Consider the following 23,551-nt stretch of genomic DNA (forward strand, 5'->3'; position numbering starts at 1 on the left):
TTTTATACTTTGTATTGCCAAGGTGGTGTTCCATCGAGCATATGTTGTGCGAGAACGCATGCACGCTCTATATAGGCGATTTGTCGCGGGTCGTCACCTGCTGCGCGGCTCACGATCCAGCCAGCTGATGCGAACGCCCGCAATGCCACAAAAAGCGGCAGTAAACCTGCTTGATCATCGGCCAATGCGCGACGACTGCGATATCCGGCCACCAAACCCTCGGCTTGCGCGGCCCAAAGCGGGTCGCCCCACCCCTGCACCAAGGCGGTTGCCAAGTCGTAAAGGCGATATCCCGGCCCACAATCGTCAAAGTCTATCAGCGCAAGTCCGTGATGTGTGGCCAGCACGTTCTCTCGTAGGATATCGGCATGGATCGGGCCAAAATCAAGCGCCGCAGCTAGTTGGTCGCGGGCCTGCGCGCGCGCCTTTTGCAGCAGTGTCGCTTGTGTGGGGCTCAGGGCGGGATGCTCCCAAAAGCGGCCCCATTGCGGATGATCGCCCAGCAAACCCTCGCCATCCCAAGCGTGGCGCGCAAAGTCTTTCGGCGGCGCGGCGTCGCTGGCATTGTGGAGCTGTGCGATCAGTGCGCCCAGCGCCTCGGCCTGCATGTGGACCTGCGCCGCGTCAGGCCCAAGCGGTTGATCCCCCGAACCAATCGGCCCCCCGTCAAGCCACTGCACGCACGAGGCCACGCGATTGCCCGCGCCCCCCGTCAGCCGGCCGTTGATACCACGTATTGGGCGCGGCACGGCCAGCCCCTGCGCGCTGAGCGCTTCGCACCAGCGCAGCTCGGCCTCGATGCCCGCGCGGCCTTGATAACCGGGGCGGTGCAGGCGCAACGCGACGTGTCGGCCATCCTTCAAATGCGCCTCAAAGACGATGTTTTCGCGGATATTCACAAGGCGGGGTGGGGTCGCCGTTTGGCCCCAAGTGAACAGCGCGGTTTGCGCCATCGCCATCGCTTTGCGTTCGGACATCATGCGGGGATCACGGCGAAACTGGCGTTCAGTTGGTCGATCAGAAAATCGACATCTTGGCGCGAAAAAACCAACGGTGGGCGGATTTTCAGGATGTGCTGGGCGCGGCCGACGCGGCCCATCAGGACATGGCGGTTGCGCATTGCCTCGACGATCTGCCCGGCCTCATGGCTGGCGGGTTGCCCCTCGCGCGCCAGTTCAATCGCGGCGAACAGGCCAAGACCGCGCGTGTCCGCAATCAGCGGGTGATCAAGGCTTTGCAGTCCCTGCAGCAGATAGGCCCCGATTTCGGCGGCGTTTTGTTGTAGCCCTTCATCGTCGATCACCTGCAACACCGCCATTGCCGCAGCACAGGACACCGGATTGCCGCCAAAGGTGTTGAAATAGCCAAAGGCCTCGCGGAAGGCGGCCATCACTTCGGGCCTTGCGACCACGCCAGCCACCGGGTGACCATTGCCCATCGGCTTACCCAATGTGACCACATCGGGCGCAAACCCCAGCCAGTCATGGCCCCAGAAATCGCTGCCGATGCGTCCGAAACCGGGCTGGACCTCATCGGAGATAATCAAGCCACCCGCCGCGCGGATCACCGCGACGGTTGGATCGAGAAAACCGGAGGCGACGCCGGGCATCCCCTCATTGGCGAAAATCGGACAGAGCATGAATCCGGCGAAGCCATGCCCTGAGGCCTCCAGCTCGGCGATGGCTTGCGCGACACTGGCGGCGAAGGCTTGCGGCTGCGCGTCCAGGCTGCCCCCGAGCGGCGCAAGGCTGTCGGGCGCGGGCACCCGGCGGATGTGATCGGGCCAGCCCCCGATTGGCGGACGCCGGGTGGAGAGATGCGCGACCGCCGTGGTGTTGCCGTGATAGGTGTTGTCGGTGGCGATAAAGCCGCGCTTGCCGGTCGCCGCTTGGGCCATGCGTAGCGCCACGTCATTGGCCTCCGATCCGGTGCAGGTCATCAACAGCTGATCCAACCCGTGATCCAGCCGCGCCACCAAGGCTTCGCCGTAATCGAGAATTCCCTCGTGGAGATAGCGCGTGTGGGTGTTGAGCGTCGCGGCCTGATCGGCAATTGCGCGCACCACGCGCGGGTGGCAATGCCCGACATGGGCGACGTTGTTATAGGCGTCGAGATAGCGCTGCCCGTTTGCGCCCCACAAATAGGCGCCCGCGCCGCGCGTGATATGCACGGGCTGCTCATAAAATGTCGGCACATTGGGGCCCAGCAAGCGGGCGCGCCGGGCGATCAGGTCATTCTCCATCATCTACCTTCCCGCGCATCGCCTTGACCTCACCGCGGATGGTTTTCGCCTTGAGACGGCGGCGTTGACTGCCTTTGGTGGGCTTGGTGGCGATCCGGCGCTTGGGCCGCTCGCAAGCTTTGCGGATCAACTCGGCCAGCCGCTCACGCGCGATCTCGCGGTTGCGGGCCTGAGATCGCGTGTCTTGAACCTGCAACAGCAGTGCGCCCTCCAGCGTCCATTTGCGCCCCGCAAGACGTTTGAGGCGCGATTTGACGGCGGGGGGAAGATTGGGCGACCGCTCGGCCTCAAAGCGCAATTCGACGGCGGTTGAGACCTTGTTCACATTCTGCCCACCCGGCCCTTGGGCGCGGGTAAAGCTCTCGACAAGCTCCCAATCCTCGATGGTGATTTGATCGTTTATTCGCAACATGCCGCCAAGCTAGCGCGTGCAGAGGAAAACGAAAGCCCCCTTTGCATTTGCATAAATATCCCGAGGGAGGCTGTGCAGGAGACGGGGCAGTGCCGCCTATCAGCGGGCGGTCATTGTCGAGACACAGGTAAGGTCTGATATCCAAGTCACTTTGGCGGCCACGCAGATCAAATTCTAGCTGAAGTAGACATCACTTGCGTTGATGCCATTGGCCCAGACGCCCTGCAGAAGGACTTCGCCTCCGTCCCATTCCAGCCAAACACCCCGAGGTGCATTGGTGACCGAGAGTGCGGCGAAATTCTTTTCGATGGTATCGAACAGAAGATGATCTACGCCCGGCTCAAAATCGGTGATCTCATTGCGCCCGGACAGGGAGTCAAATGCAAAAATGTCGGCATCAGCGCCCCCGGTCAAAAGGTCAAATCCCCGCCCTCCCTCAAGCCAATCTGCGCCGGTGCCGCCGAAAAGGACGTCATTGTTGAACCCGCCAAACAGCGTGTCATTCCCCGCGTCGCCGTACAGAAAATCTCCGCCAAAACCGCCAGAAATCAGATCATCGCCTCCCTCGCCATGGGCTAAATCGCTGCCCGAGTTCGCCCAGATCGTATCTTGTCCCTCGCCGCCCCAAATCGTGTCGCGGCCTAGCCAGCCGCCTTGAGAAAAGCCGCGAAACAGGTCGTCACCGTCTTCCAGCCACACAAGATCAGGACCGGAACCGCCATTGACGGTATCATTGCCACCACCGCCGAATATCGTATCGCCCATAGCGCCACCGTGGATCCAATCATCGCCCAGGCCGCCGTCGATATAATCGCTGCCGTATTGACCTTCGAGCGAGTCGTTTCCGAGCCCCCCGAACAGCGTGTCGCGCATATTCCCGCCCAGCAGCCAATCATCATCTGCGCCGCCATCGAGCCAATCGTTGTTCTGGCCGCCCTCCAGAACATCTCGCCCATCCTCACCTTCAAGGCGATCATTGCCATACGCGCCATAGAGAGAGTCATTGCCGTCGCCGCCCATCAAAAGGTCGTTTTGCGATCCGCCATGCATCCAATCATTGCCGAGACCTCCATAGAGCAGGTCAACACCATCTTGGCCTTCAAGGCGATCATCGCCATCCGACCCATAAAGAGTGTCCACGCCGTGCCCACCGAGCAGCGTGTCGTTGTGCATCCCGCCATCAAGCCAGTCATTGTCATCGCTGCCATCGATAAAATCGGCCCCGGCGTTGCCTTCGATCAGGTCCGCGCCAGCATTGCCATGCAGGTTATCATTGCCGTCATTCCCCCGAAGCGTATCGTTGCTTTCTGTGCCAAACAGGCTGTCGCCGCCCGGGCCGCCAATGAACGTGTGGCTGTTGTCTTGCGCGGGTTCGTCGGGGGCAGGGTCGTCAGGGCTCACACTCGCCGCGACCATCGGGGGGCGGTTGGCATTCCAGCTGATCGCGCCAAAAATCTGATCGGCGGTCAAGGTCTTGCCGTTGGCGCTGTGCAATTCGGTCTCTTCTCCGCCGCGGAAGGACAAGACCGCGCCCCAGGATTTCTCTGTAACACTCAGGCGGCTTGCCTCATAAAGCATTGGAATTGCAGTAAGGTCTAGGCGATCGACCGCAGCATCGAAATCGGTGATGACATCGCGTTTTTCGTCAGCGCGTAGCACGAACAGATCGGCTCCACTGCCCCCGCTAAGCGTATCTTGCCCTTCGCCGTCGAGCAGAATGTCGGCGCCAGCCCCTCCGCGAAGGTCGCTATTGCCAGCGCCAGCGATCAGCATGTCATCCTTGGTGGTCCCGTTCAGTAGCCCGCTTTCGGTGCTAAGCACTGCGCCTTGATCGGCGAGCGAGACCGCAAGGCGGCTGAGCCCTGCCGACTTGTCCGAACTGACAAGGATATCCAGTTCGTCGTCGCGAACGAGCGTTGTGAGCGCCGTAATATTTTCGAGCCCGGATTGCAGGCTGTCGGCCAAGCTGTCGAGATGGATCAGTTGGCCTTGCGGGGTAAGAGTGAACAGGCTGAGACCAGCATCGCCGCCGCCAGCCAGCACATAGGTCCAATCCCCGACCTGTGTGCTGGTCAGGCTATGCGTGCGGCCAAATCGGGTGTCCAGCGTGTCGATCAGATGATCCGTCACACTCAGCGACCCGTCGTCATGCAACTCAAGCGCGCTCAAGGCGCCGCCCGCGCCATTATCGGCAGAGCTTGCGACAAGGATGTAGCAATGCCCGCCGACCTCGACCGTGGTCATGCCTGTCGGATTTGCAAGCAAGCCCAGACCTGAAGCTGTGCCGAGAGAGCCGCCAGCGCTTAGCGCGCCGGTATCATTTTCGATGCAGAATGCGCTGACTCCCTGCTCGGTGCCCGAAAGGGTCAGCAGATATTCCTGCCCTGAAACACGCACCGTCGTCATTGCAACCGGGCTTTGCAGATAAAGACCGTCAGTGTCGGCATACGAGGTGCCTGCGACATACCCATTCTGCGCGTTTGGCGCGAAACATTGCAACATCGCCGAGGCGTTCATTGTATAGACGAACCCATCCTGCGCGACGGCCATAACGGGGCCTGTCAGACTAGCGGAGTCGGGCAAGCCAATCGTCGTCGACGCTCCGATCTGACCATCGGAGCTGACCGAAAAGCCAAATGTGCCGTCCTGCGCGGTGCAGCCCAGAACCGCAACCATCGTGCCGCCCTCTGGTTCCAGCAGGAGCGAACCGCCCGTGACGCTATATGACATCGAGGTGTTGTAGGTGACGCTGTCGATCAGATCCGCTTCCGCAAGACCCTCGTTCAAGCGAAAGCTTAGCACCCCGCCAGCCGGACCGTTCACCGCCAGAACTACCGGCCCAAGCGTCGTGTCGAGAACTTGCATGGACCGAATATCAACTGCCAAATCGCCCCAAGACGCGCCGATCTGTGATCGGAATTCGAGACTCAACATCCCCGTTCACCCCAGTTTCTTACCCCGAGACAGGTTTAGGCTTCGTTTGGGGAGGTTTTGGGGAGGGCATTCAGGCGAAACTGTGGATAACGCTCCAAATTTGAGCGGAAATTGCGATAAAGACGCTAAGTTTCACGGTGTTACCTCTCGCGCATGAGGGCTTCGTGTTGTTCGATGGCTTCGTCGAGATCGTCGAAATAGAAAAGTTTGCCGCGATCAAGCAGGATTCCCGCATCGCAGAAATCCCGCAATTCACGCATGTTATGTGTCACCATGATGGCGCTGCTTTCCTGCATCCGATCGCGGAAAACGAGGCGGCTTTTATTGCGAAAGCGCGAATCCCCGACGGCGGTCACTTCATCGACCAGATAGGTGTCAAACCGGATGCCCATCGAAGTGCCAAAGGTCAAACGCGACTTCATCCCCGAGGAATAGGTGCGTACCGGCATGTAGAAATGTTTGCCCAGTTCGGCAAAATCTTCGACGAACGCGATCAGGCTATCGGTATCCACGCCGTAAATCCGCGCCACAAAGCGCACATTCTGCGCGCCTGTCAGGGCTGGATGAAAGGAGCCACCAAAGGCCACCGGCCAGGAAATCGATCCGTCCGAGACGACGCGCCCGGAATCAGGGGGCAAAATTCCCGCGATGATCTGGATCAGCGTCGATTTTCCCGCACCATTGCGCCCCAGAAGTCCAAGTGATTTTCCGGTGGGCAAGGTCAGGTCGAGTTTGTCGATCACTGTCTTGTATTCACCAGCAACCCAGAAGCCCTTTGAGAGGTTCTCAAACCGGATCATGCCAACTCAACCTCGATCGCGGATCGAATAATAGATCAAGACAACGATCCCCCAGCTGAGCAGCAAAAACAGCGCAGCCAGGCCAAAAATCATGCTGCGTTGTGGGTATTCAGGAGAATCCGCAAGGGTTGGTGTGATGAAGGTTGCCAGATACCGGGTCTGTCGTTGGGCGCTGTCATAGGCGGAATCGCGCGCGGTCAAGGCTGCTCGGTAAACTTGCTCTGCGAATTCCCGATCAACCGTCAGCCCTTCGAATTCGGACATGAGTGCTGGATAGTCTTTGCCTGTGCCCGGGACGACCGTGGTGGCGAGGTTCTTGCGTTCCGTTGCGATGCGCTCGCGGATGGCTTGGATGCGGCGCTTGGCTTGGGTGACGCGCGGGTCGTCCTCGCTTGTTGATGCGGCCAGTTGATCAAGGGCGACGAGCTCTTGGGCGAGCTGTTGCTGAAGGTTGTTGGTCACGCCCATCCGGCCCTGAATGTCGGCCTGCAGGTCGACAATCTGGGTGCGCGTGCGAAATTCCGTCAATTTTTCGCGGGCTTCGCGTAGCTGCTTTTGTGCTTTCACGAGGTCGTTGTCAGCATAGCGAATGGCGTCATCACGGGCGACATCGTTCAGCCCGTTCACCATTTTCGTGCTTTCAGCGACAATTTGCTGTGCGATTTTCTGCGCCATGTCGGGGGTAAACGTGTGCACGTCTACTTGCAGCAAGCCGCTGCCTTGACTGTAGGTCACGCGCACGACCCGCCCCCAATACCAATGCAGATCTTCGGCGGTAGCGTTGGGCCACAGCGCATAGACCGGGTCGCTTTTCCAATGGGCCGAAAAATACTGCCGAAGATGGAGCTTTTTGTCGACCTCAAGGGCGAGGTTCTGGCTACGGATGAACTGATACAGCACATCGGAATCGGGCGAGGACGAGGCACCGGTAAATTTCGCCAATCCACCCAGAATATCCGACGAGCTTTGTTCGGAGGCTTGGCGCACCGAAAACCCTGTCGTTGAGCCGTAGCGATCATCCGCCACGATCCACAGATAGAATCCCACGAGGAAAAGCGGCACGACAACAATGGCGACAAAGCTGGCCAGCACGCCCCAGTGGCGTTTGCGCATCCGCGCCGCCTTTGCCAGAGGGCGAGTCTTAACAACCTTTTCTGCGGGTTTTCCGCCGGGCTTTCCTTGTGGTCCGCGGGCTGCCTGCTTCTGACCTTGAGGACCGGGCGCTGGCGCTTCGTGCTCGGGCGTTGCGCCGATATTGTTATCGCCTGTCAAATTTTTTACCCCAAGAACGTAGTTTGCAATTGTTACCAAGACTAACATAATACGTTTCGAGACCACCAATGCAAAGGCGACTCTCTTTGTCCTCTTCCCCTATCCGACCGCCCGCTTTGCCCGGACGCGGATTGTCGCAACGGTTTCGCATGTCGCGCACCGTTGCAGCCCTAATTCTGCGGGAAATGTCAACGCGCTACGGGCGTTCGCCCGGTGGCTACGTCTGGGCAGTTATTGAGCCTTTGGGGTCTATTTTTCTGATGAGCCTCGGCTTTTCTTTGCTGGTGCGTTCGCCACCGATTGGCAATAGCTTCATCTTGTTCTTTGCCACGGGCTTTGTCCCTTTTGTCTTTTATCAGACGATCTCAAACGTGATCGCGCGCGCATTTCGGTTCTCAGGGGCGCTTTTGTCTTACCCCGTCGTCACTTGGGTTGATGCGATAGTGGCGCGCTTGTTGCTCAACAGTTTGACGCAGATTCTCGTGTCTTATCTGATCATGGGCGTCATCCTGTTCATGCAATCTGACCCGATCACGCTCGACTTTAGACCGATCGTGGAAGCTATGGCGCTGTCGCTGTTTTTCGGTTTGGCGATCGGCACTTTGAATTGTGCGCTGATGGGGTTGATACAGGTGTGGGATCAGGTCTGGTCGATCATATCCCGGCCACTTTTCCTCGCCTCTGGTGTGATATTTCTCTATGAATCGCTGCCGGCAATTGCACAAAATATCTTGTGGTATAATCCGCTGATGCACATCCTGGGGATCATGCGTATGGGGTTTTATCCCGGCTATGACGCCGACTATGTGTCGGTTCCCTATGTGATTGGCGTTAGCTTGGTGTTGCTGTTTTTGGGCGTCATGCTGCTTGGCCGCTATCATCGTCAAATCTTGGCATCGTGACGGATCGCACCAGACGATTTGGCGTCAGGTGAGAAGCTGGTAGTCCTCGATCAGCTTCCCATAGCGGACACGCAAAGTTGCGTCAAAATCAGCGACGCTGAGCGTCAGCGCAGACCCAAAGAGCGCGCGCGCTTCTGTGGCGGGATCACAGTCCAAGTCGAGTAGCCCATCTGCCGCAGCCAATTTTGCAAGAACGGCCGGCTCAAGTTTGATGAGCCCGATCAGCCGCTTCAGCGCCGCCTTGTCGCCGCGACTTTCATACAGCGCGTTGAGTTGGCGCGACCGTGCCGCTGTGCGTTTGGTGAATACGCCTTTCTTGTCCGCCTCAAGAAGCGGTGCATAATCGAGATAAAAGCGCAGCAGTTTGAGCTGCCAGTGTAGCGACGTCATGCCGTCGAAATGGACCAACCAGCTTTCAGGCAGAAACGGCCCCGGCTTTAGCGAGCCCTCGCGTCTCATTGCCTCTTCTTGTGCACCATCGCGCGGCACAGGAAAGTGGATACGGATGCGCAGATCAGCCTGCCCAGTGCGAACGAAGGACTTGCCGATGACATGGCCGGTCAAGCCGCGCGTGGTCATCTCAGCAAGGTCTCCATAGATTTCGCGGATCAAAGCTGGATGGGGTGGCAACATTTTGCGGATCCGCCCATCGAACAAACCGACCTGCGGCTGTTCGGCCTCAAAGATCCGCTCGGCCATTTGTGGTCGGCAAAACGCGATCTCTGCGGGCACCTCGGACAGCGCGTGCGCGACCTCCGTTTTTGAGACAAGAAATTCATCAGCATCGCAGAAAAAGAACCAATCGGTGGTGCATTGCGCATAGCCGCGATTGGCATTTTTGATTTGGCGCATGAGATGTCCTGGCGGGCGCTTGCCGTTTGTCTCAAGCCAATATTTCTCGGTACAAAGAGTCAGCCGCACGCCGTCAATTTTTGACAGCATCTCGACGGTCGTGTCGTCGGGGGCATCGAGAAACAGATGCACCTCCTGAGCGCCCAAAGCGAGGTAATGCGCGGCAAAGGCACATAGCAGTTCAGGCGGTTCTGCGACGGTGGAACAGACTGACCAGCTGGCCATGGCGTAACTCCTTTGGTGCCCGTAGATAAGGCGCAACCTGACGGATTTGAGAGCCTGTTTACCGCTTCTCCGCCCAAGCTAAAATCGTTTTATGTGCAACATTGGTGCGTCGCAAAAGACCGTCGCGCAGTGCGCGCCCAATCAAAGCCAGAAACAGCAACCGCTCGCCTTGGTGGTGGCGTGCCTTGGTCAGCCACTTCGGCACAATGACCAAAAGCACCGGCCAAAATAGCCAACCCGCTGCCATCCGATACAGCAGCAACAGGTTGCGATGGTAATAATAGGCCTTCCAAAGCGGGTGAAAACGGCCGCGTTGAGAGCTCGCAAATGTTGAACAATCATGCTCAAAACGCAGGTCAGGCGCAAAGGCGATCCGGCCGCCCTTCATCGACAACCCAAGCGTATACAGCCCGTCATCGCCATATAGAAACAGCCCGGGATCGGGCAGCCCGGCCAAGGCAAGACCCTTGCGCGAGATAAAGAAGCCCACAAAAGACGTGACGTCGATGTTAAGGGAATCCGTGCCCTCGTAAGCCTCGGGCGTTACATGAAATCCGTCGCGCCCCTGCAGCAGCGTGCGCCAGAATGCGCGCCCGTTTGAGAACGGATTGCGCGAGGGGCGGTTCATTTCACATATCCGGCCATCGGGAAAATAGACCGCTGCGGCGAGCGCATCCCATTGCGACAAATCGCGGGTGTGAAACGCACTCAACGCGCCCGGTTCCGGGCGGGCATCATCGTCCATCACGACCATCCAATCGGAATTAAAACGATCCCGCGCCAAGGCCATGCCGCCCGCAAACCCTCCGGCACCGCCAAGATTGGTTTCGCTGCGCGACACCACAAGTCGCGGGTCGTGTTGCGTTGCCAGCCAAGCCGCGCTGTCATCATTTGAGGCATTGTCAAAGACGATGACGGCCTGCAAATCTTCGGCCGCGCTTTGCAGCAGGCGCGACAGGGTCACCTTGAGCTGAGGCAGCCGATTATAGGTCACGACCACGGCCACCAAACGGCTCGCCGGGCGACCTTGGCTGTCGCTTGCGTCGGCGCTGGCGTTGCCGCTTGTGTTCAAATAGCCATTCCTTCGCTTGGCCGTCCCAAAAGGCATTTCTGTGCCTAAGTCTCAGAGATCAGGCGTTTCAGATAGGTACCATAGCTGTTTTTGCCAAATTGATTGGCGCGTTTTATGAGGTCGTCAGCGCTGATCCAGCCATTCGAAAAGGCAATCTCATCGGGGCTGCCGCTTTGCAAACCCTGGCGCTGCTCAAGCGTGCGCACGAAATTCCCCGCATCCAGCAGGCTGGCATGGGTGCCGGTATCGAGCCAAGCATAGCCGCGCCCCATTTGTTTGACCGACAAAGCACCATCCGCAAGATACATCTCAAGAAGCGAAGCGATTTCCAGTTCGCCGCGCGCGGATGGGGTCACGTCACGGGCGCGCCGTGATGCGGTTTCATCTAAGAAATAAAGCCCCGTGACCGCGTAGTTTGATGGCGGCATAGCGGGTTTCTCGACAATCGCGCGCACTTGACCGCTCGCGTCGAAATCCACCACGCCGTAGCGCTCTGGGTCGGCGACGTGATAGCCAAAAACCGTGCCGCCATCCGCCGCGCGATCGGCCTCTTGCAGCAAGATCGGCAGACCATGGCCGAAAAAGATATTGTCGCCCAGCACCATTGCCGAAGGCGCGCCACCCAGAAAACCCTCTGCGAGAATATAGGCCTGCGCAAGGCCATCCGGGGTGGGTTGCGTGATGTAGTCCAGCGAGATGCCCCACTGGCTGCCATCTCCCAGCGTGCGGCGAAATTGGTCTTGATCGACGGGGGTTGTGATGATCGCGATCTCACGGATGCCCGACAGCATCAACGTGGTCAGCGGGTAATAAATCATCGGTTTATCATAGATCGGCAGCAGTTGTTTGGACACGCCGATGGTGATCGGATATAGCCGCGTGCCCGTGCCACCCGCCAGAATTATGCCTTTGCGTTGGGTCATCGCGCCGCCTCCAGATCGCTGAGAATACGTGCCAACCCGGCGCGCCAATCGGGGGCTTCGATCCCGAAATCCTGCCGTAGCCGCGTGCAATCGAGCCGCGAATTGCGTGGGCGTGCGGCGGGGGTCGGGTAGTCTTGGTTGGCAATGCCGGTGACGGTCACGTCGCGATGGGCCTGCGCGAAAATCTCACACGCAAAGTCTTTCCAACTGACCCAAGGCGCGCCGCCGTAATGATACAGCCCGCCCCCTTGACCCGCGCCAATCGGCGCCGCGATGCGCAGCAATGTTGCGGCGATATCGGCGGCCGGGGTTGGCCCGCCAATTTGGTCATCCACAATGGTAAGCGCGTCACGGGTCTGCGACAGGCGCAGCATCGTCTTGACGAAGTTATTGCCATGAGACGACACAACCCAGCTGGTGCGCAAAATTGCGTAGCGTCCGCCCGCTTGGGCAATGCCCTGCTCGCCTGCCAATTTCGAGCGGCCATAGGCGTTCAGCGGGGCCACGCGATCATCGACCTGCCAGGGCGCATCGCCCGAGCCATCAAAAACGTAATCGGTTGAGATATGCAAAAACGGGATGCCTTTGGCGGCGCAGGCCTGCGCCATCGTGCTGGGGGCAGCAGCGTTGATCACGGTGGCCAAGGCCTCTTCGTCTTCGGCGCGATCAACAGCGGTGTAGGCGGCGGCATTGATCACGCAAGTGGCGTCGCTGTCGCGGATCGCTTGGGCGCAGGCTGCCGGTTCGCTGAGATCAGCGGCGTCGCGGCCCAATGCGACAACCTCGGCTTGGCGCTGCAATTCGCATGCGACCTGACCGGTTTTGCCAAACACAAGGATCATGCCTTGACCCCAAGCCGCTGGCCCACGCCCGTGCGGGTTTGCAGTGCGCGCCACCAATCTTCGTGATCGAGATACCATTGCACGGTCTTCTCAAGCCCCTGTTGAACGCTCACACTGGGCCGCCAACCCAGTTCGGTGCGAATACGTGTGGGATCAATCGCATAGCGCGCATCATGCCCGGGGCGGTCGGTGACAAAGGTGATCTGATCGGCATAGGAACCGCTGGGCTTTGGTTTTTTCTGATCGAGAATGGCGCACAGCGTTTTGACCAAGTCGAGGTTTGAACACTCGTTTTCGCTGCCGATATTGTAGCTGCGTCCCGAGACGCCCTTTTCGAGCACCAGCAACAAAGCATCGGCGTGATCCTCGACATAAAGCCAGTCGCGGATATTAGAGCCATCGCCATAGATCGGCAGTTTGGCCCCCGCCAAGGCGTTGAGGATGATCACCGGGATCAGCTTTTCGGGGAAATGGAACGGGCCATAATTGTTTGAGCAATTGCTGAGCACGACGGGCAGGCCATAGGTTTCGTGCCAAGCGCGCACCAGATGATCCGAGCTTGCCTTTGAGGCCGAATAGGGCGAGCGCGGATCATAGGGGGTTGTCTCGGTGAATTTGACACCCGGATCATTGGGCAAAGAGCCAAACACCTCATCCGTCGAGATGTGATGAAAGCGGAAAGTGGCGGGCTTGCCTTGATCGGACCAGTAGCGGCGCGCGGCCTCGAGCATGTTGAACGTGCCGGTGATATTGGTCTCGATGAAATCGCCCGGCCCGTCGATGGAACGATCAACATGGCTCTCGGCGGCCAAATGCATCACTGCATCGGGGCGGTGCTGGGAAAATACCCGATCCAGGGACGCGCGGTCGCGGATATCGACGTGCTCAAAGGCGTAGCGGTCGCTGCCCGAAACGCTGGCGACGTTCTCAAGGCAGGCCGCATAGGTCAGCGCGTCAAGATTGATGACATGATGACCGCGCGCCACTGCAAGCCGCACAACCGCGGATCCGATAAATCCTGCCCCGCCGGTGACCAAAAGCTTCATGATCCACCATCCCAAATGAACGGGCTGTCGAGATCAGCGAACCGGCCTGCCTCGGCATCTTTTTGCGACAATGCGGGTTCCACGCCCTCAGCGAGCGCCCAGTCAATGGCGACGTCAGGATCGTTCCAGCGGATCGCCCCTTCGCTTTGGGGCGCGTAGTAGTCGGTGCATTTATAAATAATCTCGGTGCTTGGTTCGCGGGTGATAAACCCATGCGCAAATCCGGCGGGGATCAGCAATTGCCGCCCATTCTCAAAGCTGAGTTCAGTCCCAAACCACTGACCGTAAGTCGGGCTGCCCTTGCGGATATCAACCGCCACATCCCACAACCGCCCGCGCCCACATCGCACCAGTTTATCCTGCGCGTGAGGCGGCGCTTGAAAATGCAGACCGCGGATTGTGCCTACGGCTTGCGATAGCGAATGATTGTCTTGCACGAAATCGAAATTGAGCTGGTTTTGCGCAAAAGACCTTGCACTAAAGGTTTCGCAGAAAAACCCGCGAGCGTCGCCAAAACGCTTGGGGGTCAAGACAAGGACGCCCGCGAGGGGAGTTTGTTCTATAAGCACGCGGGCCTCTCGTTGCGCCAGATCGGATGGGGGCAAAATGGTCTAGAATGAACAAGATTGCCAGTAGCGAAACGCGTTTCAGCGGTCGGTATGGGGCCTGCGGGTGCCTTGCCCCGCCAAGACGAGGCCGCACTTGCTGCGAAAGAGGTTACTAGCGCGCTTTGCCAATGTTGATTTCACTTCGCCTGCTCAATTCACCACGAATTCGGCGTGCAAGGCACCTGCGGCGTTGATGCTTTTGAGAATGTCTATCATATCGCGCGGACTGACCCCAAGCGCATTCAGTCCGGCTACCACTTGCGACAATGTGCTACCTTCGGTCACTTCAGCCATGCGGATGCCGGGTTCTTCGGTGATCGTAGCTTTTGAGCGCGGCACAACCACGGTTTCCCCTTCTGAAAAGGGGTTTGGTTGAACGACGATCGGGCTTTCTTCGACCTTGAGTGTCAGGTTTCCTTGGCTGACCGCGACGCGCGAAATACGTACATCTTGGCCCATAACAATGGTCCCAGAGCGTTGATCAACGACCACGCGGGCGCGTTGTTCTGGCTCGACGCCAAGATTCTCGATTTGACCAATAGCGTGCGCAACCGAGCGCGCGCGGGTGGATTTGATATCAAGTGCGACTGTCCCACCATCAAGCATCTCGGCCACGCGCCGCCCGAATTCAAGATTGATGACGGCTTCAATCCGGCTCGCCGTGGTAAAGTCAGGGGTGCGCAGAGCCAAACGTACGACGCTCAAATCATTGATCGCAAAATCGATTTCACGCTCCACGCGGCCGCCGGCTGGGATATTTCCAGAGGTCGGAACACCTTGGGTCACCTTTGCGCCGGCACCTTCAGCCACCGTACCGCCCGCAATAATCGTCCCTTGCGAGACAACGTAGATTTCGCCATCGGCTGCCTTGAGGGGAGTCATCACCAAGGTCCCGCCCAACAGACTTTTAGCGTCGCCAATGGCTGAGACTGTGACATCGATTTGGCTGCCTGCGCGCGAAAAGGGGGGCATTGTCGCGGTGACCATGACGGCGGCGACGTTTTTTGGCCGAAACTGTTCGCCGGTAACGTTAACGCCCAGCCGTTCAAGCATGTTTGACATGATCTCTTCGGTGAAAGGCGCGTTGCGCAACCCATCGCCCGTGCCATTGAGGCCTACAACCAGGCCATAGCCGACCAGATCGTTGCCGCGCACTCCGTCAAATTCGACAAGATCCTTGATCCGGATCGGTGTGGCTGCGGACAGCGTTGGCAAGAGGGCTAGGCACAGCGCGAAGAGGAGCTTCAGCATTACAGGTAATCCGCCAGAGACAGCCGCGACAGTCGCGACGTCAACGTATAAAGAGTTTCAAGCTGAGTGTTGACGGCCTCAAGGGCGGTCGCGCTTTCGTAGGGATCCGCTGAAATCAAATCGTTTCGCGCTAGCTTTAGGGCCGTGCTTTCGGCTTGGTTGCGGGTCTGGGTATCGGCGATTTTGCCTTGTTTTGCGCCGATGTCAGCCGCCAGCGCTGTCAGGCGGGAATTGCCCGAAAGAATTCGTTCGCCCGACGCAGTCGCCAAGGTTGAGCGGGCCTGTTGATCCCCAGCGAACAACCCATCTGCCATCAGCGAAGCGATCGCAAATCCCTTGAGCGCGTCGCGAATGCGCGGATCAGAGGCAGAGCTATCGATCGACGTTGTTTCACCATCCGCAATGCGAAAGGTCAGGCCTAGGCTATCGTCGCCGCGATAGGCCGTGTCCACAAAACCGCCACCGCCCGCGGGGGCAGCGAACCAATCGTCAATTATGGTGAGCACATCATCGGCTGATATCGCCCCTGCAATCTCGGTTTTCAAAGCTGCCAGGATATCTGCCGGATCGGCCAAAGGCGCGGTATCTGTCGCCGCGCCCGAAAATACATAGCGGCCTGCCACGTTGGTATTGAGCGCAGAAATGATGGTGCTAAATTTCTGCGCCGCGTCGGTAACGGAAACATCAAGCAACGTCGGGCTGAAATTTGTTGCGGCAGACATCAATGTGGTGCCGACATCATCTGACAGGGATTGGATCACACCCAGCGTCTGTTGCATCGTATCCGTCGTAAGGGCCGCTTCGGTCGAGACAACCTTGTAGCTGTCCATCATCGACAAGCTGCGGTTGAGGCCGGACAGCGACGTGAAATCACCGGCCACAGCGGCACCGATATCTTGTTTGACGCCGCTGACGACCTCATGCGTGAGCTGTGACAGAGTGGTCTTGAGTTGCGTGTTGTGTTGGCGCAGCTGAAAGCTTTGAGCCATGTCGCCGATGGAAACGTAGTTCATGTCACATCTCCAGAAGGGTTTGAATGAGGGTGTCGACAGTCTGCATCACTTTCGCATTGGCCGCATAACTGCGTTCCACTTGCAAAAGGGTCTGCAGTTCTTGATCAGTATCCACCCCATCGGCGAGCACCAGGTCATTGAGCGTTTGATGACGCGCTGACGCGAAGCTTTCCGTTGTTTCTGCATTTTGCCGCTTGGTTGAAAACTCTGATATCAGATTGGCCGCAAGGCTGGACGCGCTGTGTTTTGAGACACCGAAGCTGCCGGATGCGGGTGTCGTTTGCGCTGTCAGCGCATCGGTAAGTGCCGACAGAGTCTGCGAATTTCCGACCGAGCCCGCGCTGGTCGCGCCAAGACCGTCACGCAAATGCCAAAGCGCTCCGCCTTGATCGGGGTCGGCGATCGCGTTGATGGAAATGCGGCCTGACAGCCCAAGTTCATCGGTGATATCAAGCGCCCCACCAGCATCGGTGAACAGCCCCGGATCTCCAGCGTTCAATGTTGGGTCGATCGCGGGGTCGGAAAACCGTTCGATCAAGTTGCGTGCATAGGCGTCAAGTTGGGTTTGCGCCTGTGGGGCCAGCTCATCTCGGATCACGAACAACGCGCCAAGTGAGCCGCCACCCATCAGCCGATCCTCACCCGTAGCGATCTGCGTGCCGTTGATCGTCAGGCCAGAAAGGGCTCCGGAGCCCTGTGTCATGTCCGGGGTAATCACGCCCACGGGCTCAAACCCGATTTTGGCCGGATTGCCTTCAAGTAATACCGCGCCACCCGTCGTGACGAGGCTGATCTGTTGATTGTCGCGCGCCACTTGGCGCACGGGCACGATCGTGGAGACTTGATCTACCAAGACCTGACGCTGATCCAGCAAGGCGCTGGCATCGTGACCCGAAGCGCGATCGGAGAGGATAGAGGCGTTGAGCGTGTCAATCTGCCCCAGCGTTTCATTCAGACGGTCAACTTGAGAGGCGATCGACTGATCGGCCGTCATGCGAGCGCGCTGGATGTTGTCGCTGGTCTCGTTGAGATGGGTTGTTATCGCTGTTGCGGCATCCAGGACGGCTGTCAAACGCGGTTCGCTGTCAGGACGGCTCGCGGCCTCGACCAGAGTTGCCTCAAGATCAGACATCTGCGTGGAGAGCGAGCCTGCCTCTTCGGGGTTCCCCAGCCAACCTTCCATCTGCGAGAAGAAATCTGTTCGCATACTGGCATTCTGGGCGCTGGCATCGGCCAATCGACGGTCTTGCAGCACCGTTTCATTGACCGCGCGATTGATGCCGGTCACCGCGACGCCCGCACCGCGGGTGCCGAGCATTTGCGAGGTTAATTGCACCTCGCGCCGGGCATAGCCTTCGGTCATTGCATTGGCGGTATTGGAGGCCACGACCTCTGCCATCCGCGATGCTGCAGTGAGCCCGGACAAAGCGTTGGATAGAGCGAGCGTAATACTCATCATGGCCTCCTATTTGTAATCCGATCCGGATCAGCGTTTGATGTTCGTCGTCTCTTGCAGCATTTCATCCACGGTCTGGATGACCTTTGCGTTCGAAGAATAGGCGCGCTGCGTCTGGATGAGGTTGGTAAGCTCTTGCGCGACATCGACTGCCGAGCCCTCGCGTGCGTAACCCTCGATCGAGCCGGTCGGGCCATCACCTGCGTCCCACAGGAAAAACGAGCCAGAGGTGGGGGAGACTTTGAACGTCTGATTGTCGAGCGAGGTCAAACCATTCTGATTGGGAACATCGACCAGCGGAATTTGATAGACGGTGCGAATGAAGCCTGTGTCATAGGTCGCCTTGAGATAGCCATTCTCGTCGATCTCAACGGCGGTCAGATTGCCCACGGGTGAGCCGTCTTTGTTGATCGCGGTCGGTGCGAAACTGTCGGAAAGTTGGGTCAGCCCGTTGGTGTCCCCGATCTTGCCAATGGTCATTTCCATCGGGCCGCCCGCGACTGTGAGGGCAAGTTTACCCGTGGCGGCGTCATACGCCCCCCCGGACACGGGTGTGACTGTGGCCAGCGTGCCGCCCGACCCGCGGCTGTCATCGAAGGTCAGGGTATATTCGCCGATGATGCTTTCATCGATGGCAGTCGCGATATCATCGACCGTTGCCGAATCTCGGATCACCATCGTCCATTCATTTGAAACGCCGGTTGCGGGGATGCTTGGTGTGAAGCTGATATCAAGCGTCTCTGATGTGCCGAGGTTGCCGAAATACTCAACCGAGAGGGGCAAGGTTTCGCCCGCAGCGCCAGCCTCGGTATCGACGGCTGGCAGGTTCACACCCAGATTCATCTTGGTGGTCGGGTCGCCTGCGGTCTGGTTGGCATTGACGACGACAGGTTCCAGACCTGAGGTGGTATCGCGTGGCAGGACTGGAATGGTGCCATCCGCATTGGCGGGCCAGCCCAGGAGAACAAGGCCAGATTCCGTCTTGAGCGTGCCTTCGGCATCGGTGCGAAACGCCCCGGTTGTCGTCAAAAGCAGTGGCGGCTCACCAGAGAAGGCTTCGATCGCGACCGAGGTTGCAACGGGCAACATGCCGCGCCCCGAAACCGCGATATCTAGCGCGTTCGAAGTGCCCACGAGGGCGCCATGCTCTTCGATCAGGCGATTGGTTGACGCGCGAACGCCGCCTGCAGAATAGGATCCCGCGCCACGCGATTCGTTTATCACCATGCTTTCAAACTCTGCGACGGCCCGCTTGTAGCCGTAAGTGCCAGAGTTCGCGATGTTGTCTGAGATTGTAGCAAGCCGGGTGGCATTGGCTGCCAGCCCGGCTACGCCAGCGTTCAACGAAGAGGAAATGGACATTTAGGGCGCCTTTCTGCTGCGGTGTCCGAATTGCAGCTAGATTGGCGCGCTTTGGTTTAAGATCGTCCTAACATCTCAAATTTTTCTCTTTTCTCCTCAGAGTCGGTTGCGGAGCAAGATGATCTCAAGCCGGTTATTACGCAGATCCATCGGCTTTTTGACGCTTGGCTTGCGATCAGCGTATCCGGTGACGCGTTGAATACGCGTTTTGTCGAAATCCGCCGCTTCCAGCAGTTCGCGCATCGATTGAGCGCGCGCTGATGATAGCTCCCAGACGGGGTCAAGCTTGAGCATTTGCGGATAGGACCGCGTATACCCGTTTATCGCAATCTGGTTTTTCACCAGCCCAAAGACACGCGTTATCATCTTGGCGAGGTCACGTGTCAAAGGTTCGGGCGTGGCGCTATCGCCGATAAAGAGCGGCTCACCGGGCAGGTCGAAGAATTCTACAATCAGGCCCTCATCGGTCACCTTGGTGACGATGTGGCGCGCGAGTTGTTCAGAGACCATCGATTCACCGCCAACGCCCATTAGGGCCTTTTCGATGTTTTTAGCAGCCTGATCGAACTTTGCCTTATCGGCGTCAGCTTTGTCTTCGGCAGAGTTCTGGCCTTTGGCCTGATGCTCCGCCGTCGGTTTTTGTTGCATCGCACCACTGCCGGTTTGCGCGATCTGATCCTCGGAAAAGACCGACTCGCCGCCAAAGGCACCGTCGCCACCACCGGAAATCCGGTTGATTGGAATCGTTGGATTAAAGTAATCCGCAATCCCTTTGCGTTGTTTTTCAGTCGTTGCGTTCAAAAGCCACATCAACAGAAAGAAGGCCATCATGGCGGTCACGAAATCAGCATAGGCCACTTTCCACGCCCCACCGTGGTGCCCACCGCCGCTAACGACCTTCTTGCGTTTGATGATGACTGGAGCCGCTGTATCGCGCGCGCCCATCACACCACCTCTTATTCACCCGAGGGAAGATTTAGCAGAGCGGGTTTAACGCTCGGTTTACAGATAAAATGCGCGCTATCTTGGCGAGCCCTTGTCGTGGCGTGGGCAATCGTTAGATTTAGCACATGACGCCACCCTTTTATCCATATGACCATGACCTGAGCGGGCTGATTGCCTGTCCGCGCTGTGATGTCTTGCATCGCAGTGAGGAACTGGCCGATGGCCAAAGGGCGAAATGCACACGCTGTGGCACCGTGCTGATGTGGCCGCGCAAAAACGCATTCCTCCACGTCGTTTCGCTGTCGTTCACCGGGATGATCCTGATGATCGGGGCGATCTTTTTCCCGTTTCTGGAAATATCGACGCGCGGCTTGTCGCATGAAAGTTCGATTTTCGGAGTGGCGATGGCGTTTTCGGATGGGTTTCTTGCCCCGCTGGCCTTTGCTGTTCTGACGATGATCGTGGCCTTGCCGATCTTTCGTTTTGTTGCCTTGATCTATACCTTGTGGCCACTGGCCAACGGTCGCCCTGCTTATCGCCATGCCGCGACGACTTTCAGGTTGGTCCAGGAGCTCCAGCCCTGGGCGATGGCCGAGATCTTTATTATTGGAACGGCGGTGGCTCTGGTAAAGATCGGCGGGCTTGCAACCGTGTCTTTGGGTCCGGCTTTTTGGGCGTTTTGCGTTTTGATCATCGTGATCGCGCTGAAGAACAGTTTTGTCAGCGATTGGACGATATGGAACGCGATAGGACGCAAATGAACGCATTGACGGCAACCGATGCCGGGCTGGTGGGCTGCACCCGTTGCGGTCGTGTCTGGCCCAAGGACGAGGGGCATTGCGCGCGCTGTGGGGCGCATTTGCAGGCAGTGGACCGACACAGGCTGCAGGCCGTGTGGGCGTGGTGGATCGCGGGAATGATTTTCTACATCCCGGCCAATCTTTTGCCGATGCTGGTCACGACGACGCTGGGAAATGCGCAGAAGAATACGATTGTGGGGGGCGCGATCGAGCTATGGAAACACCATAATTACGGCGTTGCGATGATCATCTTTGGTGCGTCGATCATGATCCCGGTTGGTAAGTTCATTGCGGTGGCCTATCTCGCGGTTTCGGTTGGCAATGAAAGCCGGCAGGGCGGGAAACCCCATTTGCATATGCTTGAAGTGGTGGAATTCATCGGGCGTTGGTCGATGATCGACGTGTTCGTCGTGGCGATCCTCTCGGCGCTGGTGCAGCTTGGCTTTGTCGCCTCAATTCATCCCGGTCCGGCGGCCGCGTCTTTTGCGCTGTCTGTTGCATTCACAATGCTTTCCGCCCAAAGCTTCGACCCGCGTCTGATTTGGCGCGGCCCTGACAGAGAGAGAAAATGACCGACACGCCCGAACCCGGCCCGGCCAAGCTTGATATCTCCAAAGCCCCGCGTCCGATCTGGACCCGGCTTTCGGTGGTTTGGATCGTGCCCCTGCTGGCGCTGGCCATTACACTTGGGGTCGCGTGGAAAAGCTATTCTGATCGTGGCGCGCTGATACATATCGACTTCAAGGATGCCACCGGGGTCGAGATCGGCACACCCTTGAAGTTCCGCGAAGTCGAGGTGGGCAAGGTAGAATCCGTTGGGTTTACCTCTGATTTGACGCAGGTGCGTCTTGGGGTGCGCGTCGATAAGGATGTTTCGCCCTTCATCGACAATCAGACAAAGTTCTGGCTGGTGCGCCCCGAAGTGTCGGCCCGCGGGATCTCGAATCTCGGGACGGTGCTGTCAGGCACCTATATTGAGGGGTTCTGGAATAACACGCCGAACGGCTATCAAGATCAGTTCAAGGGGCTGGAGGCACCGCCGATTTCCCCCGATCCAAGCAAGGGCATCAGCATTGAGCTTAGCTCAAAGGATGCGGGTGGGATCGTTGATGGAGCGCCGATCTTGTATCGTGGGATCACGGTGGGGCATTTGCAAAACCTGCGCCTTGATAAAGATGGCTCGGGCGTGATCGTCGATGCTTTTATCGAAAAGCCTTATAGCGATCTGCTATCAACGCAGACGCGGTTTTGGAATACGTCAGGGTTTTCGGTGAAATTTGACACGTCAGGGCTGAGCCTTGATGTGCGCTCGCTTGCGACCTTGGTGCAGGGCGGGGTTGAATTTGATACCTTTACCAGCGGCGGGGGCATTGTCGATAACGGGCAATCTTTCCGTCTGTTTGATAGTAAAGGCTCGGCTGAGAACTCGATCTTCCAATCCGATCAGATTGATCCGCCGCGCTATTCCTTGTTGTTTGACGACCCGGTGCAGGGGCTCTCGGTTGGCTCCAAGGTGCAATTCCGCGGTGTTGAGGCGGGCGAAGTGACTGGCCTTGCGATCAAGGTGCATGAGGACTCGGCGGGCCAGCGGTTTGCCCAGCAACAGGTGACGATTGCGCTTTCGCCCGATCGTTTGGGGCTGGCGCGTGACACTGATGCCGAACAGGTGTCGCAATTCCTCGAAGGTCAGATTGAAAATGGCCTGCGCGCGCGCATTGCCTCAACCGGATTGTTGGGCGGGACGATGGTGGTCGAGTTGACCGATGTCGCCGATCAACCCAAAGAAACGATGAATCTTGATGCGAAACCCTATCCAACCATCCCGACTGCGCCGACATCAGAGAACGATATTACGAAATCTGCCAAAGGGGTGTTCAAGCGCATTGAGGGTCTGCCGATCGAAGATTTGATGAACTCGGCCATTCGCACGATGGATTCGATCTCAGCAGTCGCCGAGAATGAGAACACGCGCAAAGTGCCTGGGGAATTGTCGGGTCTGCTGGAGCAATTGCGCACCTTCACCGCCGATCTGAACAAACAGGGTGCGGCGGATAAGACGGTGGCGGCGCTGGATCGTGTGACCGAGGCGGCGTCCTCGGTGCTCGAGGAGATTTCCGGCCTCGATAAAACGCTTGCCTCTGCGGATAAGGCTGCGACAGCTATCGCGGATATGCCGCTGGGCGATATTGGCAATAAGCTTGATACGATCCTTGCCGATATCAACGGGCTGTTGAACAAGCCGGGCACGCAGGATCTGCCGCAATCGCTCAACAACACGCTCGAACAGACGGCGGCGATTCTGGAACAGCTGCGCAAGGCTGGCGCGGCGGAGAAGTTGAACGAGACGTTGGATGCGACGCAACAGGCGGCGGGGTCCATCTCGAAGGCGGCAGATCGCTTGCCCGAGTTGACGCAACAGTTGCAGGATCTTGTCGGCCAAGCGCGCGCATTGGTGGCGACGTATGGACAGGGTTCGAACTTCTCGAACGAGACGAGTAATATGCTGCGCGAACTGCGCCGCTCGATTGCCAATATTGGCGCGGTGGCGCGGATGATCGAACGCAACCCGCGCGCCTTTATTCTTGGCCGCTGAT

Annotated in this window: 21 protein-coding genes; 4 read left to right on the top strand and 17 right to left on the bottom strand. The window is 58.3% G+C overall.

Translation table 11 applies throughout. The features are described from left to right. Positions 1-2: 2 nt before the first annotated feature. From AB4874_RS07250 to AB4874_RS07275, 6 genes are all read right to left on the bottom strand, one after another. Positions 3-977, bottom strand: coding sequence for a phosphotransferase enzyme family protein (locus AB4874_RS07250; protein ID WP_368391477.1), 975 nt, complete (start codon positions 975-977; stop codon positions 3-5). Beyond that, a complete protein-coding gene (locus AB4874_RS07255) occupies positions 977-2,245 on the bottom strand; it encodes an aspartate aminotransferase family protein (RefSeq protein WP_368391478.1) in 1,269 nt (422 codons plus the stop codon). Before AB4874_RS07255 ends, AB4874_RS07250 begins: the two co-directional genes overlap by 1 nt. Next, a complete protein-coding gene (gene arfB, locus AB4874_RS07260; protein WP_295534388.1) occupies positions 2,232-2,654 on the bottom strand; it encodes an alternative ribosome rescue aminoacyl-tRNA hydrolase ArfB in 423 nt (140 codons plus the stop codon). Before arfB ends, AB4874_RS07255 begins: the two co-directional genes overlap by 14 nt. A gap of 174 nt (positions 2,655-2,828) precedes the next feature. Next, positions 2,829-5,588 carry a calcium-binding protein gene (locus AB4874_RS07265; protein ID WP_368391479.1) on the bottom strand — a complete coding sequence of 920 codons (2,760 nt, stop codon included), beginning with the start codon at positions 5,586-5,588 and terminating at the stop codon, positions 2,829-2,831. A gap of 140 nt (positions 5,589-5,728) precedes the next feature. Next, complete coding sequence (locus AB4874_RS07270; protein ID WP_368391480.1) at positions 5,729-6,388, bottom strand: ABC transporter ATP-binding protein; 660 nt, start codon at positions 6,386-6,388, stop codon at positions 5,729-5,731. Positions 6,389-6,394: 6 nt separating this feature from the next. Next, positions 6,395-7,501 carry a KpsE/RkpR family capsule polysaccharide export protein gene (locus AB4874_RS07275; protein ID WP_368391481.1) on the bottom strand — a complete coding sequence of 369 codons (1,107 nt, stop codon included), beginning with the start codon at positions 7,499-7,501 and terminating at the stop codon, positions 6,395-6,397. Positions 7,502-7,809: 308 nt separating this feature from the next. On the opposite strand from AB4874_RS07275, the gene AB4874_RS07280 reads away from it, so the two are divergent. After that, positions 7,810-8,562, top strand: a complete 753-nt coding sequence (locus AB4874_RS07280) for an ABC transporter permease (RefSeq protein WP_368391640.1) — start codon at positions 7,810-7,812, stop codon at positions 8,560-8,562. A 24-nt stretch (positions 8,563-8,586) separates the two neighbouring features. Here AB4874_RS07280 and AB4874_RS07285 read toward each other — a convergent pair whose 3' ends face one another. The 11 genes from AB4874_RS07285 to AB4874_RS07335 form a co-directional block, all read right to left on the bottom strand. Next, complete coding sequence (locus AB4874_RS07285) at positions 8,587-9,639, bottom strand: glycosyltransferase family 2 protein (RefSeq protein ID WP_368391482.1); 1,053 nt, start codon at positions 9,637-9,639, stop codon at positions 8,587-8,589. Between the two features lie 58 nt (positions 9,640-9,697). Then, positions 9,698-10,711 carry a glycosyltransferase gene (locus AB4874_RS07290; protein ID WP_368391483.1) on the bottom strand — a complete coding sequence of 338 codons (1,014 nt, stop codon included), beginning with the start codon at positions 10,709-10,711 and terminating at the stop codon, positions 9,698-9,700. A gap of 44 nt (positions 10,712-10,755) precedes the next feature. Continuing rightward, positions 10,756-11,634 carry a glucose-1-phosphate thymidylyltransferase RfbA gene (gene rfbA, locus AB4874_RS07295; protein WP_368391484.1) on the bottom strand — a complete coding sequence of 293 codons (879 nt, stop codon included), beginning with the start codon at positions 11,632-11,634 and terminating at the stop codon, positions 10,756-10,758. Beyond that, complete coding sequence (gene rfbD, locus AB4874_RS07300; RefSeq protein WP_368391485.1) at positions 11,631-12,476, bottom strand: dTDP-4-dehydrorhamnose reductase; 846 nt, start codon at positions 12,474-12,476, stop codon at positions 11,631-11,633. Before rfbD ends, rfbA begins: the two co-directional genes overlap by 4 nt. Next, positions 12,473-13,522, bottom strand: coding sequence for a dTDP-glucose 4,6-dehydratase (gene rfbB, locus AB4874_RS07305; RefSeq protein WP_368391486.1), 1,050 nt, complete (start codon positions 13,520-13,522; stop codon positions 12,473-12,475). The genes rfbD and rfbB overlap by 4 nt, the downstream gene beginning before the upstream one ends. Then, positions 13,519-14,091, bottom strand: coding sequence for a dTDP-4-dehydrorhamnose 3,5-epimerase (gene rfbC / locus AB4874_RS07310; RefSeq protein ID WP_368391487.1), 573 nt, complete (start codon positions 14,089-14,091; stop codon positions 13,519-13,521). The genes rfbB and rfbC overlap by 4 nt, the downstream gene beginning before the upstream one ends. Positions 14,092-14,280: 189 nt before the next feature. Next, positions 14,281-15,381, bottom strand: coding sequence for a flagellar basal body P-ring protein FlgI (locus AB4874_RS07315; RefSeq protein ID WP_368391488.1), 1,101 nt, complete (start codon positions 15,379-15,381; stop codon positions 14,281-14,283). Continuing rightward, complete coding sequence (locus AB4874_RS07320) at positions 15,381-16,394, bottom strand: flagellin (RefSeq protein ID WP_368391489.1); 1,014 nt, start codon at positions 16,392-16,394, stop codon at positions 15,381-15,383. Before AB4874_RS07320 ends, AB4874_RS07315 begins: the two co-directional genes overlap by 1 nt. Before the next feature lies 1 nt (position 16,395). Beyond that, a complete protein-coding gene (flgK, locus tag AB4874_RS07325) occupies positions 16,396-17,850 on the bottom strand; it encodes a flagellar hook-associated protein FlgK (protein ID WP_368391490.1) in 1,455 nt (484 codons plus the stop codon). 30 nt (positions 17,851-17,880) lie between these two features. Beyond that, positions 17,881-19,212 (bottom strand): flagellar hook protein FlgE, encoded by a 1,332-nt coding sequence (locus AB4874_RS07330; protein WP_295534422.1) that lies wholly within the window; start codon positions 19,210-19,212, stop codon positions 17,881-17,883. A 96-nt stretch (positions 19,213-19,308) separates the two neighbouring features. Beyond that, entirely contained in the window at positions 19,309-20,157 is an 849-nt protein-coding gene (locus AB4874_RS07335; RefSeq protein WP_368391491.1) for a flagellar motor protein MotB, read from the bottom strand. Between the two features lie 125 nt (positions 20,158-20,282). On the opposite strand from AB4874_RS07335, the gene AB4874_RS07340 reads away from it, so the two are divergent. Genes AB4874_RS07340 through AB4874_RS07350 form a run of 3 tightly spaced genes read left to right on the top strand, consistent with a single transcriptional unit; the run spans position 20,283 to position 23,550 of the window. Next, the gene (locus tag AB4874_RS07340; RefSeq protein WP_368391492.1) at positions 20,283-20,918 is read left to right on the top strand and encodes a paraquat-inducible protein A; all 636 of its coding nucleotides are present in this window, start codon (positions 20,283-20,285) and stop codon (positions 20,916-20,918) included. Next, on the top strand, positions 20,915-21,529 hold the full coding sequence (locus tag AB4874_RS07345; protein WP_295534432.1) for a paraquat-inducible protein A: 615 nt from the start codon (positions 20,915-20,917) through the stop codon (positions 21,527-21,529). The genes AB4874_RS07340 and AB4874_RS07345 overlap by 4 nt, the downstream gene beginning before the upstream one ends. Continuing rightward, positions 21,526-23,550: an MlaD family protein gene (locus tag AB4874_RS07350; RefSeq protein WP_295534435.1), complete on the top strand. Its 2,025-nt coding sequence runs from the start codon at positions 21,526-21,528 to the stop codon at positions 23,548-23,550. Before AB4874_RS07345 ends, AB4874_RS07350 begins: the two co-directional genes overlap by 4 nt. Position 23,551 lies beyond the last annotated feature (1 nt).

The sequence above is a fragment of the Thioclava arctica genome (assembly GCF_040892615.1).
Lineage (GTDB): Bacteria > Pseudomonadota > Alphaproteobacteria > Rhodobacterales > Rhodobacteraceae > Thioclava > Thioclava arctica.